Below are 18584 nucleotides of genomic sequence, written 5' to 3' on the forward strand. Positions count from 1 at the left end.
TTACACTCCTACCGCTTGCGCTTCAACAGACACCGCAACTGGTTCTGCCAAAGAAATGGTTGGCGCAAGTCCAACTGGATAACCGATATAACCTGTTGGCAAATATTCAATCACTTGAATCGGTAGATTGACAATGCTGTCACCCGCCTTCACGGTAATGCGTTGCCCATCTTGTAGATTCATCCGTACCGCATCGTTCTCACCCACCGCAAACATGGCTTCTGGAATGCGTGATTGCATTGCAGGCGTTTTCACCGTGAATTCACCCGAGGCGAAAATGTGATGCATTGGCACAAGGCGGAATACATCAGGATTGGCAAAGACTGCATTTGGTGCGACATAAGTCCGTGCAGGACGTTTCGCCAAACGATCGAATAAACGAATCCCTGAATCACCACCTTTGAGATGACCACCGACTTGATCTTGATATTTATTCCAAGATTGCGGTGAGTTCCACCCTGGTGCCCAAGCAAATGGAATCAATGAAGATGCCTTTTGTGGACCGACATAACCTTCCATTGAGAAGGTCAAGGCAGAATCGATATCTGCAGGTTGTTTTGGCTCATGCACATTCAGCGGTGCAACCATTGCGGTACGCCCAGAATAACGACGTGGTTCACGGGCAATTTTCAAACCATGAATACGATAGTCGGCATTCGGTGCAACCTCTGCAATCGCTTCAAGTTGCGGTACATTTTTAGCCACACTTTCAACTACATGATCGAGTACAGTCCATGAAATGTCTTTTGATTTCAGACCTGTTTCGATGGCATGTAACCAACGCCAAGATTCTTTGATCACATATTCAGGCTTGTAGTAGCTTGGATCATAGACTTGATAGAAACGCTGTGCACGCCCTTCTTGGCTAACCACTGTGCCGTCAGCTTCTGCAAAGCTCGCCGCCGACAAGACATAATCCGCCGCTTTCACCGTTGCAGTTTCGCTATGATCGAGTACGATCACGCTGTCTGCTTTATTCAGTGCCGCTTTGACTTGCGCTTCAGGCAATTGACGGAACAAATCATTTTCAACAATGATCAACGCATCATAATCTTGTGCCAAGGCTTGTTCTAAGCTCTGACCACCAAATAGCGCCAAGCCCATTGAGTTCACTTCAGGAACCGTCAAACTCAAGCCTGCTTTTTCACCCAAAGCCTGCGCCACACTTGCCGCCGCTTCCATGATCGCAGGATCTTGTAGGCTCGTGCCTGAAATAATGAGTGGTTTATTCGCTGTTTTTAAGCTGTTCGCCATGGTTTTGGCGAACACTTTGGCATCATCATCCAAACCTGTGATCGGCTGACCTTGTAGCGCCGCTGCCACCGCAAAACCTAATCGTGCAATATCGTTCGGTGACGCGACCACTTCGGCTTCTGCAATATCAGAAAGACGCGTTTGTGTTGCTGCCAAGATGTACACTGGTGACTTCGCATGTTGTGCAATACGTTGAACTGGCTCTGCAAGCCAATCTTGAGTTTTGCGCTCTGCTGCCATTTGTTTGGCTTTATTTTTTGCCGACTGACGTACAGACAATGCCATGCGAGGTGCAGTTTGAGTTAAATCTTCACCCAAAATAAACACTGCATCATAGCTTTCGATCTCACGCATACCTGGGTTATAAATGCCTTGGGTTTGCATAATATCAGCAGCAAGCTCAACCAAACTTTGTGTTTTTTGGCTCATGCCTGTTGAGTAATTTTCTTTGCCCACCAATTCACGCAGCGCAAAATTTGATTCCAAACTTGCCCGTGGCGAACCAATACCCAAGACTTTTTTCGCTTTAATGGTCGCAATCACTTGGTCTAAAGCATCATCAGTGCTTAATGTACTGACATTACCATTGGCACGAAGCTGTGGCTGACGTGGACGATCGGCACGATTGACATAACCTGTGCCAAAACGACCTTTATCACAGAGGAAGTATTGGTTGACATCACCGTTGAAACGGTTTTCTACACGGCGAATTTCACCATAGCGCTCACCTGGGGAGATGTTACAACCACTTGAACAGCCGTGACAGACGCTTGGTGCGTACTGCATGTCCCATTTACGGTTATAGCGCTCAGAATGGGTTTTATCGGTAAATACACCTGTTGGGCAGACTTCAGTCAAGTTGCCTGAAAATTCAGACTCTAAAGTCCCTGATTCTGGGCGACCGAAGTAGACACGTGACGCATTGGCATAGACACCAAAGTCTGTACCACCCGCATAATCTTTGTAATAACGCACGCAACGATAACAAGCGATACAACGGTTCATCTCATGTGCAATGAACGAACCGAGTTCTTGGTTGTGATGAGTACGTTTGGTAAAGCGATAACGACGACGATCGTGCTGTGTCATCACCGTCATATCTTGCAGATGACAATGTCCACCCTCTTCACAGACTGGACAGTCGTGTGGGTGGTTGGTCATCAACAACTCAACAATCGAGGCACGGAAATCCACTGCCTCTTTGTCTTCAATTGAAATATAGGTATTGTCTGAAGCTGGTGTCATGCACGACATCACCAAACGACCACGAGTGTCTTCTGGATTTGCATATTGTGTCACTGCACACTGGCGACAAGAGCCGACCGAACCTAAGGATGGATGCCAACAAAAATAAGGAATATCAATTCCCAAAGACAAACATGCTTGCAGCAAGTTCTCTGAGCCATTGACCTCATATTGTTTTCCATCGACATGTATAGTAGCCATAGTCGAATTCCTTATACTTGTTCAACGTGTTGAGCTTCTGCAACAGGACGATTGGTCACTTTTGCCTCAAACTCATGACGGAAATATTTCAGCGCACCCATTAATGGTTCCATCGCACCTGGTGCGTGGGCACAGAAGGTTTTGCCGATCCACAATTTTTTGGTTAGCTCGGTCAGATGTTCAACATCTTCCATTTTCCCTTCACCATTTTCGAGTGCTTTTAATGCTTTTACAGCCCAAGGCAAGCCATCACGGCAAGGCGTACAGAAGCCACACGACTCACGTGCAAAGAATTCTTCCAAGTTACGCACTGCAGAGACCATACACTGCGACTCATCCACCACCATCAGCAAACACGTGCCGAGACGTGAACCAGCTTTCATGATGCTTTCTGAATCCATTGGCAGATCAATATGCTCTGCTGCCAAAAAGTCAGTCGATGCCCCACCCGGTAGCCATGCTTTGAGCGTTAAGCCATCACGCATACCGCCTGCATGCTCCTCGATGACTTCACGTGCCGTGGTACCAAATGGAAGTTCCCATAGACCAGGGAATTTCACTTTGCCTGACGCACCATAAATCTTAGTGCCTGGGTCTTTCGATTTACCCGCAGATAAACCCACATACCACTCTGCACCACGAAGCATGATTGCAGGAAGGTTGTTAAAGGTTTCTACGTTATTGACAATCGTCGGACGACCCCATGCCCCTGCAACTTGTGGGAATGGTGGTTTGGTACGTGGATTGGCACGACGACCTTCGAGCGAGTTAATCAATGCCGTTTCTTCACCGCAGATATAACGTCCTGCGCCTGTATGTACGTGTAGATCAAAGCTCCAGTCTGTACCAAGGATATTTTCACCGAGATAGCCTTTGGCACGAATTTGCTCAAGTGCTTCATTCAGATATTGCGCCGCTTCGATATATTCACCACGGATAAAGATATAACCGTGTGTTGCTTCAAGCGTATAGCCTGCAATCAACATCCCCTCGATCAATTGATGGGGTAACTTTTCCATCAACAAGCGATCTTTAAAGGTACCTGGTTCCATCTCATCGGCATTACAGATCAAGTAACGTGGCCCTGATTTGTCATTTGGTGCCATCAGCGACCATTTAATCCCTGCTGGGAAACCAGCACCACCACGACCTTTTACAGTCGCTGCTTTGATGAGTTCAAGCACTTCATTTGGCGTCATCGATACGGCTTTTTTCAAGCCTTGATAGCCTTCTAAGGCTTCATAATCATCCGCACTGCGCACATGTTCTTGCTTACTCAAACGCCATGTCAGTGGATGCGTTTCAGGATTGCCGTCGCCGTAGATTGGTTTTGGTTCGGTATTCATAGATACTTCTCCAAGAGCTGTTTGACCGAAGACACATCAACTAAACCATGGGTATCTTCATCAATCATTAAAGCTGGCCCTTTATCGCAGTTTCCTAAGCAACAAATCGGCAATAGAGTAAAGCGTCCATCCGCTGTGGTCTGACCGTATTGAATGCCAAGCTCACGTTGGAATGCGTCTGCAAGACTTTCCGCACCCATCAAAAAGCAGGCAATCGAGTCACACAACAAAATCACATGCTTACCAACAGGTTGACGGTAAATACGGTTATAGAATGTCGCCACACCTTCAAGATCAGCCACGCTAATCGTTAATAGCTGTGCGATGGCATTAATCTGTGCATCATCGACCCAACCATTACGGCGTTGTACACATTTCAGCGCATCAAGTGACGCCGCACGTGGATCAGGATAATGTCCAATGTGATGCTCAATGTCGTGAATTTCTTCAGGAGTCAAAATCCCTTCCACACTGACACGAGGCTTTTTGTCTGTCAAAATCATCATAATGCTGTACCCCTAGCGATCCACGTCTGCCATAACCACATCAATGGTCGCCAAATAAATGATTAAGTCAGACACTAGACTGCCGTTAATCACCGAAGGAATTTGCTGTAAGTGCGTGAAGGTCGGTGTACGAATACGTGTACGATAGCTCATGGTCGCTTTATCCGAGGTGAGATAATAGGTACTCGCCCCTTTCACCACTTCCGCCATAAATGACGACTCACCCGCAGGCATCACAGGTCCCCAAGACACACTCAAGAAGTGATTAATCAAGGTCTCAATGTCTTGCAAGGTTTTGTCTTTTGGTGGTGGCACAGCCAATGGGTGATCGGCTTTATACGCACCAGATGGCATATTATCCAAGCACTGTTTAATGATTTTTAGCGACTCACGAATTTCATGGAAATGCACCATGACGCGCGCGTAAGCATCGCCCTCATACTCGACTGGCACCTCAAAGTCGTAATTTTCATAACCACTATATGGACGATATTTACGCACATCGAAATCAATCCCTGTGGCACGCAAACCTGTACCTGTTACACCCCATGCGAGTGCCGACTTGGCATCGTACTGCGCCACATTTTTGGTACGTCCAACAAAGACTGAGTTTTTCAGCGCCGCTTTGTGATATTCATCCAAACGCTTCGGCATCCAATCCAGCAATTCTTTGACCAATGTATGCCAGCCATTTGGTAAGTCATGCGCTGTACCACCGATACGGAACCACGCTGGGTGCATACGGAAGCCAGTAATGGCCTCAACGATGTCATAGACTTTTTGACGATCGGCAAACATATAGAATACTGGGGTCATACCCCCTGTATCCTGAATCGCTGTGCCGATATAAAGCAAGTGGTTATTGATGCGGAACAATTCACAGAGCATGACACGGATACACTGCGCACGGTCAGGCACAGTAATGCCCGCCATTTGCTCAACTGCCATCACGTATGGCATGTTTTGCGCCACACCACCAAGATAATCGACACGGTCAGTATAAGGAATAAATGAGTGCCATGTCTGACGCTCAGCCATCTTTTCCACACCACGGTGGTGATAGCCAATATCAGGTACGCAGTCTAATACTTCTTCGCCATCGAGCTGAAGAATAACACGGAATGCACCATGCGCAGAGGGATGGTTTGGCCCCAAGTTCAAGAACATGAAGTCTTCGTCATCATTACCACGCTTCAGACCCCAATCTTCAGGCACAAAACGCAAATGCTCTTGCTCAAAATCCTGCTTGGCTTGATCCTGCATATACGGCGTATATTCGGTGGCACGTGCAGAATATTCTTTACGCAGCGGATGACCTTCCCAGTATGTCGGCAATAAGATACGACGAAGCATCGGATGACCTTCGAAGTTGATCCCGAACATGTCGTAGGCTTCACGTTCGTACCAATTGGCATTTGGCCAAATATTGCTTGCGGTTGGGATATTCAGGTCAGCATCGCTGAGTGCGACTTTAATACGAATATCGGTATTACGTTCCAAAGATAACAAGTGATAAAACACCGTGAAATCCGAGGCAGGTAATCCATCACGATGATTTCGCAGACGCTCATCCATTGCAGAGAGGTCAAACAGCATCACATAAGGACGTGGCACTGTACGCAAAAACATCAATACATCGAGAACGCGAGAACGCTCAACCCAGACCGTAGGAAAATTATCAAACGTCGCCTGCACATAGAAGTTTTCACCAAATTTATTTTTCAGTTCTTCTACGATTGCAAATGCTGGACGTGAATCATGTTCCACTTCTGGCATAGTAGTTTCAGTTTCAGCCATTGGCTTGGCTTCCTATTTTTAAAAAAATTCGGTTCGCTAAACTGACTTGACTGCGCCGAAACGCAGTACATCAATCATCAAATCAGCCCTATTACTTGATCTCATCCATTGAGCGCAGATTTTTCACTGCAATACGCTCGGCATTTTTACGATCTCGTTCAGGCATCATTTTTGGTTTATATACGGGTTGCAAATCATCACCAATCACCGCTGACAATGGACGGCGCTCCAGTTGGATTTGATCTTGCAAAAGCAATAAGGCTTGAATCAATGCTTCAGGACGTGGCGGACAGCCTGGCACATAGACATCTACAGGAATAATTTTATCCACGCCTTGTACCACAGAATAAATATCGTACATGCCGCCAGAGTTGGCACATGCGCCCATGGAGATAACCCATTTTGGCTCAAGCATTTGCTCGTAAAGACGTTGAATTACGGGCGCCATTTTGACAAAGCAGGTTCCCGCAACAATCATCAAATCTGCTTGACGTGGCGACGCACGAATTACCTCAGCACCAAAACGTGACATATCATGCACACCTGTTAAAGTGGTGGCATATTCCACATAACAGCATGATGTCCCAAAGTTAAATGGCCAAACGGAGTTTTTACGCCCCCAGTTCACTGCTGTATGCAAAACGTCTTCAAGTTTGGTCATGAAGACATTTTTATTCACTTCCTCTTCAAGAGGATCATTCACAATTTGACGCTCTTGGAGAGGATACTGATCCGCATTAGGATTGGCACGGGTTAGGGTATATTTCATCCCGCATTACTCCCTGTTTTGAGTTTGATCGTTTTGAGATTGATCGTTTTGAGTTTGATCGTTTTGAGTTTGATTGATTGCTGAGGTTTTGATCGCAGATTGCGCAGGAATTTTTCCAGTCGGATCTTGCACTAATTCTTCAATATTATTGAATCGGGTAATCGCAGCAATATCCATATTTGGTGAGCCCAAAGATGGCTTAATCCCAGCCGCTTTACGACGATCATGTGGCGCCCAATTCAGCGCACCTGTGCTCATCTCGTAAATCAAACCAATCAACAACACAATAATAAATGTTGCAGCCGCGGCAAAACCCACCCAGCCAACTTCACGCACGGAAGTTGCCCAAGCATAGAGATATAAGGCTTCAAGATCAAAAACAACGAAAAAAATTGCGACAAGATAAAATTTCGCAGAAAGGCGAATACGTGCACCACCGGCGCTAACCACACCAGATTCAAACTGGTCTTGCTTTGCCCGCCCCCAAGACTTACCACCAAGTAGTAAAGGTACGGTCAACATAAAGACACATAAAAAAGCAACACCGATTACAAAAGCAATAATCGCCCAATCATATGGAGTAATGGCACTCATGCGGGGAAACTCCTAGCAGGCCTTACAATATTTAAGACAAAATTGAGACCATTTGAGCTAGACATCACCCAAACGGCAATACAAAAATCCCTGATATTGTACCTGATTTTTGAATTATGTTTCTAGCCATCACCGTTATACTTTCGAACTAAAATGCAATTTAAGCCCATGACTCATATAAATAAGAATCGTTTTCAATTAAATAAATGCGCATTTCGCACAACATTTTGCGTATTTTCGCTTAGCATCTGCACAAATATTCATTTTTTGCATCATTTTTTCAGTATAATCATCACCACAATGGCAATTTTATACAGCAATGTCCAATCCTCAATTGAACACGCCAAGCATGACGCAAATCACTACTCGCAGTAAAATTTTTGCTGTGGTGGCGGTGGTCGTGTTTCTTGCGGCGCTTGCTGGTATTTTCTCTCGCCCTTTATTTTTCTTAGCGTCATTTTGGCCTGCCAATGCCCTGCTACTTGGTCTAATTTTAAGATTTCCGCAGTTACGTGGCATCGAAACATGGCTCGGCGCTTTTACAGGATTTATGCTTGCCGATCTGATTACGGGCAATTATTTTCTCCTGACCTTTGCGCTGACACTTGCTAATTTATTTGAAGTGCTGACAGCGATTGTGCTTTTTCAATTATTTCAGCTCAATTACCGCAAATACAATCACGGCTTGACCTTCTTTTATATGCTGTTAATCGTCACCGCAAGCTCTGCATTGAGTGCATTTGCTGCTGTAATGACGGTGCCATTACTACCAAATAGCTTTATTGATGATCAGCATTTATTTCAAGAATTCACCATGTGGTGGACGACCGAGATTCAGAATCATGTGTTGATTTTACCGCTAATTTTAAGCCTACCATCTTGGCAAAATACGAAACGCTTTATCCAAGATTTCGAGCAAATTGAAATTCAATGGCATGACTTTCTTCCACTGTTTGCGATCATTGCGTCGACCGCTGTTGCGGTATTTTTTGGTGGTCCTGGTGCACTGACCTTTCCGATTGCTGCACTGATCTGGGCAGCTTTACGTTATGGTTTCTTTAGTCTTGCCATTATCAACTTTGTGGTGTGCACGGTTTTATTTTATAGCATCACCCTCAATTTACCTGATGCACAAGCAGCCGACTATCTATATATCAGTACCTCAACACGCATTGGGCTGTTTATGATGGCGATCTCTGCCATGACCGTTTGCTTAATTAGTTCTAATCGAAAGCACCTGTTTGAAGAAGTTTTGTTCCATGTACAACACGATTCGCTGACCAAAAGCCTGTCTCGTTTGTATTTTATGGAAAGTGCCAACAGCGCCATCGATCAGTCGCATAAGCACGAGCTCCAAACCACACTGATGATGGTGGATATTGATCACTTCAAACGCATCAATGACGAGTTCGGGCATCAAGCAGGCGACAAAGCCCTACAGCACTTTGTCAATGTGACTAAAAGCATTCTCAGACAAAGTGATTTATTTGGTCGATTAGGTGGCGAAGAGTTTGCCATTTTGCTACAAGATACGGATATTGCCTCCGCTACGTTGATCGCTGAACGCATCCAAGCCGCACTGAAACAATATCCGCTAATTATTACCCAAGGGCAAAGCCTACAAATCAAGATCAGTATTGGTCTGCTCAGCATTCCTTCAGGACAAATGCACCAGACCTTAGACTATTGGATTTCTCAAGCAGATAAGGCACTTTATCAAGCCAAATCGGCGGGACGTGATCAGATTCATATTGCATTTAATGCCTAGGCTTTTATTTAATACTTAGCTTTTAATACCTAATTTTTAATGTTTAGCCTTTATTGATCGAGTGTCGATCTAGCAATTTACTCACTGGTTACGACTTTCTTTTGTGGATGCATTGTTTGTTTGCTACTTTGTCGAATTGGCCACGTCATGGTAAAACGTGCACCACCCAATAATGGACTCTGATCCACCTCTACTCGCCCGCCAAACCAATAGGCAATTCGACTCACAATGGACAATCCCAAACCATAGCCACCTGAGGCTCGGGTACGACTATCATCCAGACGTGCAAAGGCTTCAAATACTTTGGCTCGATCCTTTTCTGGAATGCCCGCACCATCATCTTCTACGCAGACATATGCAAAACCATCCTCAATACCACCACTGACTCGTACTGTCGAGTTGCAGTAGCGCAGTGCATTTCCAACAAAATTCTGCACCACACGATGTAAATAACGATACTCCGCTTCAGCGGTAATATCTTGTGCAGGAAGCTGGCTACTAATGATCTTGTCTTTCTTAATGCGATCAAACTCACCAATGACTTGTTGTAGCACATCTTTGATCACCACATTTTCAAAATGCAATGATGGTGTACCCTGCTCCAGCTTGGCGTAGGTCATGATTTCATCAATGAGTTTATTCAGCTCTTCGATATCTTTATCAATCATTTCCATTTGCGAGATACGTGCATCATAATCGTCAGTATCGGTGAGCATTTCCATGCCAAAGCGCACTCGTGCCACAGGTGTGCGTAGCTCATGAGACACCGCACGGGTCAGCTCTTGCTGTGCCTCGATCAAACGCTGGATATGATCGGTCATCATATTGAAGCTGATGCCAAGATTCGCCACCTCGTCACTGCCCTCAATCGTCACTCGTGTATCAAGACTCCCTTTTCGCACACGGTTCAATGCCTTACGCACCTTACCAATCTTACGCTCCAGTGGCAAAATCAAGAAATATACACCCATGATCAACAGGAACAAACTGAATAAGGTAATGCCTGCAAACACCTTAAATGGCAACCAATTAAATATTGGTACAGGGCCAAGCACCAAGACTCGATTCGGCACATTGGTATAGGCTGAAACCGCAGAAATTGTAGTGCCTTGCATGGTCGCACTATCACGATACAGCAAAATTGTTTGGGTTTTATCAGTACGCAGTCGACTCAGTTGATCCATATCCAGATTCAACTCAGACAACTTTTTAAAGGCTAAAGGATAGGAAAAATACGGTTGCAATTCTTTTAAACGTTGTTGCTCAGCACCAGGAAAGTAGGTCAAATCTTCTAGTACCAAGATTGGAATCATCTTGATCTGCACCTCAGTCAACTTATCCACTTGCATATGCAAATAGACATTGGGCTGACCATCGACCTGTGCATAAATATCACCAATTGCCTTACTCGCATCATATCTAACGATGGCATGATGATCTTGCAGTCGGTTGCGCTCTGTACGAGAGAGATTAATCTCTGTTCGTGGCACAAAATTTAAATCTAATTCTAATACACGTGAAACATCCGCCAGCCAATCTTTCTGGCTTTGTACTGTGGGCTGTCTGGCAACCACTTCGGCAATGACATGCGCCACGCCATCTGCCATTTGCTCACGGTAGTCTTGTGCTCGCTGATAATTAATCACCTGCACAATGATATAAGCCAAGATCGCAACCAGCGCCACCAAACATACTAAGCCTGCATAGATGCGAAGGAAAATACTTTGTTTAAATGTCGACACGGATGCCTCTTGGCTTATAGTTCATATACATTGAGCAAAACCACAACGCCATTTAGGCGTTGTTGGATTCTTTAACAAATAAATAGCCTTTACTACGCACAGTTTTGATGCGTTTCGGATTTTCAGGATCATCACCGATTTTTGGACGAATACGAGAAATACGCACATCGATCGAGCGGTCTTGACCGTCGTATTCGATACCACGCAAACGCTCGAAAATATCTTCACGAGACAAGATGCGCCCAGCATTCGAAGCGAGTAACCACAATAGGTCGTACTCTGCGCTGGTGAAATCAACCAATTCACCATCAAGCGTCACCGAACGACCACCATTATCAATGACTAGATCATCAAACTCGACACGTTGCGACACTTCTTCTTCCACCGAATTATCGGTACGGCGAAGCAAAGCACGAATACGCGCTAAGAGCACACGAGGTTGAACTGGTTTTGGTACATAATCGTCCGCACCCATTTCCAAACCAAGTACCTGATCCATATCTTCAGTACGTGCTGTCAACATCAAAATCGGATGATGATATTGCGAGCGCACCTCACGACATACGGTCAAACCATCAGCGCCTGGCAACATCACATCCAGCACGACTAGATCTGGTTGCTCACTGATAATACGGCGAATCGCACGATTACCATCTGTTTCCACCCCGACTTCCAAGCCGTTTCGAATCAAATATTCCTGCGTTAAATTTGCAAGACGCTCATCATCTTCCACGATTAAAATTTTCGGCAATTTTTCTTCTTGCGTCATCACACTTCCTCTAAATAAATACGCATCTCATTAAAATTTAATAGAAAATTAAAATTTGATGCGTTGCTGAATGATTCCAATATACACGCGTTTACAATGTAAACAAGCCCCCTTTCACCAAATTTTACACTCTCTACAAAATTGTATTGCTTATACTGGTTACAATGTAAATACGTGTAACCAAAGTGCACTTTCCTTACGAGTTGTTTACAAAATTCTTGCGTTCTTTTGCTGGTCGTCTTTGTAAAAAATGATTTCAACAACTTATCCACAGAGTTATCTCTACGAAAAATCAGGCTTTCTTGTTAGTCTATTTGCGCACAAAAAAATGCAGTTTTAGCCAAGAAAAAATAATTTTAAGGCTAAGTGCAGGAAACTAAATCAATTGCATCAAAATTTCAGTTTGATGTGAAATGTCAAGATTGTATCGCAAGAAATTTTCCCGTATCTTGTGTGTCACATATTTATTTAACACAACTTATAGTGGTTTTGTCGCACCAAAACCCACAATAAACACAATGGAGCAGTGCCGTCATGAGCGTACTCGACACAACCCCTGGTGAATTACGTGTGATTAAACGCACAGGTGATGTTGCCGACTTTAATGCTGAAAAGATTTCTGTTGCCATCGGCAAAGCCTTTTTAGCAGTAGAGGGTGAACAGAGTCATGATTCGAGTCGAATTCACGACCGTATCTCTGAACTCACCGAAATGGTTTGGAATACCTTCAAGCGTCGCCTACCTTCTGGCGGGACGATTCACATCGAAGAAATCCAAGACCAAGTCGAGTTGGCATTGATGCGCACAGGCGAGCAAAAAGTGGCACGTGCTTATGTGATTTATCGTGATAAGCGTCAAGGTGAACGTCAAGGCAGTGGCGAAAACCATCATCCAACACTGCAAGTGACTGATGCCAACGGCACGCTTAAGCCACTTGATCTTTCTGCATTGGCGAATAGCGCAGAACGTGCCAGCCAAGACTTAGAAGGCATCGACACCCAAGCGATCATCGACGAAACCGTGAAGAACTTGTATAACGGCGTCAAAGAATCAGAAATTGCCACCACTATGATGATGGCAACACGTACTCGTATCGAGCATGAACCAAACTATACTTATGTCACGGCTCGCCTGCTACGTGATGAATTGGTCAAAGTCGGTTTAGACTTTTTAGAACTTGATGCAGATACCAATGAAAATGATGCACTCGAAGCCTACCTGAATAAAGGCGTGAGCTTAGAGCTCCTCGATCCTGAACTACTCAAGTTTGACCTAAAGAAATTAGCCGCAGCAATCAAACCTGAGCGCAGTAACCAATTTACTTATTTGGGTCTACAGACTTTATTTGATCGTTACTTCATCCATAAAGATGGTGTGCGCTTTGAATTACCACAACTGTTCTTTATGCGTGTGGCGATGGGTCTTGCCATTCAAGAACAAGATCGTGAAGCACGTGCCATTGAGTTCTACGACTTATTGTCGAGCTTCGACTATATGGCGTCTACGCCAACATTGTTTAATGCTGGGACGCTACGCCCACAACTTTCAAGCTGTTATTTGACCACCGTGCCTGATGACTTATTCGGCATCTATGGTGCAATCCGTGACAATGCGATGCTGTCAAAATGGGCAGGCGGTCTCGGTAATGACTGGACACCTGTACGTGCCTTAAACTCGTATATCAAAGGCACCAATGGTAAATCACAAGGTGTTGTACCCTTCCTGAAAGTCGTAAATGACACAGCCGTCGCAGTCAACCAAGGTGGTAAACGTAAAGGTGCAGTTTGCGCCTATCTTGAAACGTGGCACTTGGACGTTGAAGAGTTCCTTGAGCTGCGTAAAAACACAGGTGATGACCGTCGCCGTACCCATGATATGAACACCGCAAACTGGGTGCCTGACCTATTTATGCAACGTGTTTTGGAAAATGCAGAATGGACGCTATTCAGCCCATCAGATGCACCTGATCTACACGATTTGACAGGTAGTGCCTTTGCTGAGCGTTATGCACACTACGAAGATTTGGCAGCGAAAAAAGAAATCTTGCATAAGAAAGTCAAAGCACAAGACTTGTGGCGCAAGATGCTTTCAATGCTATTTGAAACAGGTCATCCGTGGATCACGTTCAAAGATGTGTGTAACTTACGTTCTCCGCAACAGCACGTTGGCGTGGTGCATTCATCGAACTTGTGTACTGAGATTACCCTCAATACCGATCGTGACGAAATCGCAGTCTGTAACTTAGGTTCGATCAACCTTGTCCGTCATATCACTGATGGTCAGCTTGATCATGCCAAACTTGAGAGCACGGTAAAAACTGCGGTGCGTATGCTCGATAATGTGGTAGATATTAACTACTACGCGGTTGAACAAGCACGTAATTCGAACTTGAAACACCGCCCTGTCGGTATGGGCATCATGGGCTTCCAAGATGCGCTCTATGAATTGAATCTTGCTTATGGTTCTGATGAGGCGGTGGAATTTGCCGATCGTTCGATGGAAGCGATTAGCTACTTTGCCATTCAAACCTCAAGTGATCTTGCTGTAGAGCGTGGCGCTTACTCTACATTCAAAGGCTCACTCTGGGATCAAGGCATCTTGCCTATTGACTCGTTGAACAAGGTTGCAGTGACTCGCCCTGAAGGCATGTTTGAAGTCGATCGTTCAATGACTTTGGACTGGGATAGCTTGCGTACCAAAGTCCAAAAAGACGGTATGCGTAACTCAAACGTGATGGCGATTGCACCGACTGCAACCATTTCGAACATCTGTGGTGTATCTCAATCTATCGAGCCGACTTTCCAAAACTTGTATGTGAAATCAAACTTGTCAGGTGAATTCACCGTGATCAACCCTTACCTTGTTCGTGCATTGAAAGATCGTGGACTGTGGGATGTGGTGATGGTTAATGACTTGAAACATTACGAAGGTTCAGTACAGAAGATCGCACGTATTCCACAAGATTTAAAAGACGTGTTTGCAACAGCATTCGAAGTTGAGCCTCGTTGGATCGTGGATGCGGCAAGTCGTCGTCAAAAATGGATCGACCAAGCGCAATCATTGAACCTATATATCTCTGGTGCCAACGGTAAGAAACTCGACATCACTTATAAAATGGCATGGTTACGTGGCTTGAAAACCACTTATTACCTCCGTGCTTTGGGTGCGACATCTGCAGAGAAATCAACCATTAACACAGGTGCATTGAACGCTGTAAAACCTGCAACCATGGCAGCAGCAGTTGAGCCTGAGCCAGCAGTTGCACAAGAAGCCGTTCAACAAGATGATGGCTTCACCAATGCTGCGCCAGTGCCACAAGCATGTAGTATCGATAATCCAGACTGTGAAGCGTGTCAATAATTCACAATAACCAATCAACAATGTCCCAGCGTGACCGCACCATAAAGTCACGCTGGGCATGCAGACAGTCTATCGTTTTACGTATTTTTGAATTAAAGTGAGAATATCCTATGTCAATTCTAAGCTGGGACGACTTCGAAGATGATGCACAAAAAAATGATGCTTCGCCATCCACACCTACGCCCGTCACACCGAAAGAAACGCCTGTACAAAAAGTGGTATCTGATGGACAGCCACAAGCGCAGAGCGTGGCTCCTGCAAAATCCCCTACACCAACAACAAATGGAAATGCAATTGATCCAACCGATTCGATGGCTCGAGCATCTGAATCCTTAAAACATTTGGACGTTGCACCTGGTCTTGAAGAGTTGGAAATGGGCGCTGGTCGTGTAGAAGTTGAAGACAAACGCATGATCAACTGTCGTGCCGATCTCAACCAACTTGTACCCTTCCGTTACGAATGGGCGTGGCAAAAATATCTTGACGGTTGTGCTAACCACTGGATGCCTCAAGAAGTCAACATGAACCACGATATCGCACTGTGGAAGTCTGAAAATGGCTTGACCGATGACGAGCGTGTGATCGTCAAACGCTCATTAGGTTTCTTCTCAACCGCAGATTCATTGGTTGCGAACAACTTGGTTTTGGCGATCTATCGTCTGATCACCAACCCTGAATGTCGTCAATACATTTTGCGTCAAGCCTTTGAAGAAGCGATTCACACTCATGCCTATCAATACTGTATTGAATCATTGAGCATGGACGAAGGCGAAATCTTCAATATGTATCGTGAAGTCCCAAGTGTGGCACGTAAAGCGGCTTGGGGATTGAAATATACCCAGTCGCTGGGTGATCCGACCTTTAAGACGGGTACGACGGAAGATGATCAACAATTGCTCCGCAACTTGATCGCATTCTACTGTGTACTTGAAGGCATTTTCTTCTACTGTGGCTTTACCCAAATCTTGAGTATGGGTCGTCGTAACAAGATGACTGGTGTTGCTGAACAATTCCAATACATCTTGCGTGATGAGTCGATGCACGTAAACTTCGGTATCGACATGATCAACCAAATCAAGATCGAAAATCCACAGCTTTGGACGAAGGACTTCCAACAAGAAGTGATCCAAATGATCTTGGAAGGCACGATGCTTGAGATCGAATATGCACGTGATACCATGCCACGTGGCGTACTCGGTATGAACGCAGCGATGATGGAAGAATATCTGAAATTCATCTCCAACCGTCGTTTGACACAACTTGGCTTGCCTGAGCAGTTCAAGGGTGTCAATAATCCATTCCAATGGATGTCTGAGATGATGGACTTGCGTAAAGAGAAGAACTTCTTTGAAACGCGTGTGACGGACTACCAGACTGGTGGTGCGTTGAGTTGGTAAGTTAACTGTTATCACGTCACGCGACACATTGTTTGTCAAAAACGACACATGGTTTGTCATAAGACGACGCAAGGTTTGTCAAAACATCAATAGACACAGAAATTATCATTGATGCTAATTTCAATATATACCCAATAAGAGATCTAGGTTTCTTATTGGGTAACTTAAAAACATATCACTTTAAAATTTTAAATCTGAAATTGAATATAAAAGTTTGGCTAATTCTGGCTAAGGACTAATTGTGCTTTGAATAATCAAACAAATAGTTAATTTCAAAATAAATAATCGATTAAGAAGGTAAAAATGGGCTTACAAAGTAAATTTTTAACATTTAACACCAATATCTACATAACTCGTCAAAGCGAGGAATATAAGAATGCACGTGAAAAAGACGATAGCATTACAGAAGACATTCGCAAAAAATTTCGAGAAAATGGCTATCCCGTTCAAGAAGATTTCATTCAAGGTTCTTTAGCAACTAACACAGCAATCAAAGAAAAAGGAAAAGACTTCGATATAGATAGAGCGATAGTCATCAATGAAAATGATGCCCCTACTGATCCAACTATACCTAAGAAGGTTGTCTTAGAAATTCTAGAAAATAGAGGTTTCAAGAACGCTAAAATTAAAAAACCTTGTGTCACTGCGGACTATAAAAATGAGGATTTACATATTGATATCCCTATTTATAGTAAATCGGAGAGCGGTTATTACAAATTAGCTGTGGGCAAGAAAAATTCTGATGAAAATAATAGGGAGTGGTCTGACTCAGATCCCAAAGGTTTAATTGATTGGATCAATGCTAAAGACAGCTCAGGCATTTATGAAACACAGAAACTTCAGCAATTTAAACGATTAACTAGATATATAAAAAGATGGAGAAACATCAAATTTCATGAGGATACCTGCAGAAAGGTTTTTTCGATCGGTCTTACTGTAATGCTCAAAGAAAAGTTTCAAAGTTCAATTAATGATGAAGGCCTTGAAAATGATCTAGAAGCTTTGAAAAATACTATCGACCAAATACTAGATCAGTCAAATTACTTTTTATACCAAAACGACAGTCAATGGAAAGTAAAAGTTGATTTACCCGTATCACCATACAGAGATATTTTCTCTGGCAGTAGTATAGATACAGGTACTCAATTGAAAAATAAGCTATCCACCTTGAGAAATAACTTAAAGAAAGTCATTGATGAGTCAGATGAATCCAAACAATGTGATCTATTAAGAGAAATATTTGGCGAAGATTTCCCTGAAAGTACTAAAAATAACTCAAAAAATGAAGCAGCTAAGGTTGTATTTCCTTCAGCTGGATCTGTAGGAACATCTCAAGGCGCATGAATTATCAATTAATAATTCAGCATCTACAAAGCTGTGGATACTCAGTATCTGCAGCCAATGTACTTGCTCGGAATACGATAGAAGTTAATGTGACTATTGGTAGTTATACCATTACACTTATTCATTTTGAAGTTGAGGAAATAACTTCAATGCCTTCATTTTATTTAAAAGATCCTCAGCAATTTCCAAGACTTGCTCATACCTTGTCTTTCAATGATTATAACTTAGCAAGTATATGTGTGAATGTCACAGACTCTGTATCAGTAAATTATGAAGTTCCAACTCTTGCATTTGAGGATTCATTAAAAAAGCATATTGAATTGCTTACAAAATGTTTAACTGATCCAGTTGAAAACAAGAAAGAGCTTCTCAGAGAGTTCTTAGCCAGTTGGTATAGTGAATAGCCACCAAAATTCTAGACACACATAACCATCTTTTGATGGGCCTTTTCATAATCTAATGGAGAACGCTGACCATTGGAACCATGTCTGC

The 18584-nt window shown here is 43.9% G+C and carries 13 protein-coding genes; 5 read left to right on the forward strand and 8 right to left on the reverse strand.

Annotated features, from left to right (window positions below):
- The 6 genes from nuoG to BLQ60_RS11175 all read right to left on the reverse strand — a co-directional run bounded on the left by nuoG (nt 1) and on the right by BLQ60_RS11175 (nt 7712).
- Nucleotides 1–2700: an NADH-quinone oxidoreductase subunit NuoG gene (gene nuoG, locus BLQ60_RS11150; protein ID WP_092620351.1), complete on the reverse strand. Its 2700-nt coding sequence runs from the start codon at nt 2698–2700 to the stop codon at nt 1–3.
- An 11-nt stretch (nt 2701–2711) separates the two neighbouring features.
- Nucleotides 2712–4046, reverse strand: coding sequence for an NADH-quinone oxidoreductase subunit NuoF (gene nuoF, locus BLQ60_RS11155; protein ID WP_092620353.1), 1335 nt, complete (start codon nt 4044–4046; stop codon nt 2712–2714).
- Nucleotides 4043–4552 carry an NADH-quinone oxidoreductase subunit NuoE gene (gene nuoE / locus BLQ60_RS11160; protein ID WP_092620356.1) on the reverse strand — a complete coding sequence of 170 codons (510 nt, stop codon included), beginning with the start codon at nt 4550–4552 and terminating at the stop codon, nt 4043–4045. Before nuoE ends, nuoF begins: the two co-directional genes overlap by 4 nt.
- 12 nt (nt 4553–4564) lie before the next feature.
- Nucleotides 4565–6349 carry an NADH-quinone oxidoreductase subunit C/D gene (nuoC, locus tag BLQ60_RS11165; protein WP_092620359.1) on the reverse strand — a complete coding sequence of 595 codons (1785 nt, stop codon included), beginning with the start codon at nt 6347–6349 and terminating at the stop codon, nt 4565–4567.
- Between the two features lie 91 nt (nt 6350–6440).
- The gene (locus BLQ60_RS11170; RefSeq protein ID WP_092620362.1) at nt 6441–7118 is read right to left on the reverse strand and encodes a NuoB/complex I 20 kDa subunit family protein; all 678 of its coding nucleotides are present in this window, start codon (nt 7116–7118) and stop codon (nt 6441–6443) included.
- A gap of 6 nt (nt 7119–7124) precedes the next feature.
- On the reverse strand, nt 7125–7712 hold the full coding sequence (locus BLQ60_RS11175) for an NADH-quinone oxidoreductase subunit A (protein WP_092620365.1): 588 nt from the start codon (nt 7710–7712) through the stop codon (nt 7125–7127).
- 319 nt (nt 7713–8031) lie between these two features.
- Here BLQ60_RS11175 and BLQ60_RS11180 point away from each other — a divergent pair, with 319 nt between their 5' ends.
- Entirely contained in the window at nt 8032–9480 is a 1449-nt protein-coding gene (locus BLQ60_RS11180; protein ID WP_092620368.1) for a GGDEF domain-containing protein, read from the forward strand.
- A gap of 77 nt (nt 9481–9557) precedes the next feature.
- Here the strand turns inward: BLQ60_RS11180 and BLQ60_RS11185 are convergent, their stop codons facing one another.
- Both BLQ60_RS11185 and BLQ60_RS11190 read right to left on the reverse strand, forming a co-directional pair.
- Nucleotides 9558–11222 (reverse strand): ATP-binding protein, encoded by a 1665-nt coding sequence (locus BLQ60_RS11185; RefSeq protein ID WP_092620371.1) that lies wholly within the window; start codon nt 11220–11222, stop codon nt 9558–9560.
- Between the two features lie 52 nt (nt 11223–11274).
- Complete coding sequence (locus BLQ60_RS11190) at nt 11275–11991, reverse strand: response regulator (protein ID WP_092620374.1); 717 nt, start codon at nt 11989–11991, stop codon at nt 11275–11277.
- 534 nt (nt 11992–12525) lie between these two features.
- Here BLQ60_RS11190 and BLQ60_RS11195 point away from each other — a divergent pair.
- The 4 genes from BLQ60_RS11195 (at nt 12526) to BLQ60_RS11210 (ending at nt 18496) form a co-directional block, all read left to right on the forward strand.
- Complete coding sequence (locus BLQ60_RS11195) at nt 12526–15351, forward strand: ribonucleoside-diphosphate reductase subunit alpha (protein ID WP_092620377.1); 2826 nt, start codon at nt 12526–12528, stop codon at nt 15349–15351.
- A gap of 110 nt (nt 15352–15461) precedes the next feature.
- Nucleotides 15462–16748 carry a ribonucleotide-diphosphate reductase subunit beta gene (locus tag BLQ60_RS11200; RefSeq protein ID WP_092620380.1) on the forward strand — a complete coding sequence of 429 codons (1287 nt, stop codon included), beginning with the start codon at nt 15462–15464 and terminating at the stop codon, nt 16746–16748.
- A gap of 303 nt (nt 16749–17051) precedes the next feature.
- Nucleotides 17052–18092 carry a nucleotidyltransferase domain-containing protein gene (locus BLQ60_RS11205; protein WP_092620383.1) on the forward strand — a complete coding sequence of 347 codons (1041 nt, stop codon included), beginning with the start codon at nt 17052–17054 and terminating at the stop codon, nt 18090–18092.
- Nucleotides 18089–18496, forward strand: coding sequence for a hypothetical protein (locus BLQ60_RS11210; RefSeq protein WP_244516031.1), 408 nt, complete (start codon nt 18089–18091; stop codon nt 18494–18496). Before BLQ60_RS11205 ends, BLQ60_RS11210 begins: the two co-directional genes overlap by 4 nt.
- Nucleotides 18497–18584: the final 88 nt, after the last annotated feature.

This window comes from Acinetobacter marinus (genome assembly GCF_900096915.1).
In the GTDB taxonomy this organism is placed as follows: Bacteria; Pseudomonadota; Gammaproteobacteria; order Pseudomonadales; family Moraxellaceae; genus Acinetobacter; species Acinetobacter marinus.

Excerpts from the sequence above, each read along its gene's own strand:
- nuoG (WP_092620351.1), bottom strand. The coding sequence starts at position 2,700 with ATGGCTACTATACATGTCGATGGAAAACAATATGAGGTCAATGGCTCA.
- nuoF (WP_092620353.1), bottom strand. The coding sequence starts at position 4,046 with ATGAATACCGAACCAAAACCAATCTACGGCGACGGCAATCCTGAAACG.
- nuoE (WP_092620356.1), bottom strand. The coding sequence starts at position 4,552 with ATGATGATTTTGACAGACAAAAAGCCTCGTGTCAGTGTGGAAGGGATT.
- nuoC (WP_092620359.1), bottom strand. The coding sequence starts at position 6,349 with ATGGCTGAAACTGAAACTACTATGCCAGAAGTGGAACATGATTCACGT.
- BLQ60_RS11170 (WP_092620362.1), bottom strand. The coding sequence starts at position 7,118 with ATGAAATATACCCTAACCCGTGCCAATCCTAATGCGGATCAGTATCCT.
- BLQ60_RS11175 (WP_092620365.1), bottom strand. The coding sequence starts at position 7,712 with ATGAGTGCCATTACTCCATATGATTGGGCGATTATTGCTTTTGTAATC.
- BLQ60_RS11180 (WP_092620368.1), top strand. The coding sequence starts at position 8,032 with ATGTCCAATCCTCAATTGAACACGCCAAGCATGACGCAAATCACTACT.
- BLQ60_RS11190 (WP_092620374.1), bottom strand. The coding sequence starts at position 11,991 with ATGACGCAAGAAGAAAAATTGCCGAAAATTTTAATCGTGGAAGATGAT.
- BLQ60_RS11195 (WP_092620377.1), top strand. The coding sequence starts at position 12,526 with ATGAGCGTACTCGACACAACCCCTGGTGAATTACGTGTGATTAAACGC.
- BLQ60_RS11200 (WP_092620380.1), top strand. The coding sequence starts at position 15,462 with ATGTCAATTCTAAGCTGGGACGACTTCGAAGATGATGCACAAAAAAAT.
- BLQ60_RS11205 (WP_092620383.1), top strand. The coding sequence starts at position 17,052 with ATGGGCTTACAAAGTAAATTTTTAACATTTAACACCAATATCTACATA.
- BLQ60_RS11210 (WP_244516031.1), top strand. The coding sequence starts at position 18,089 with ATGAATTATCAATTAATAATTCAGCATCTACAAAGCTGTGGATACTCA.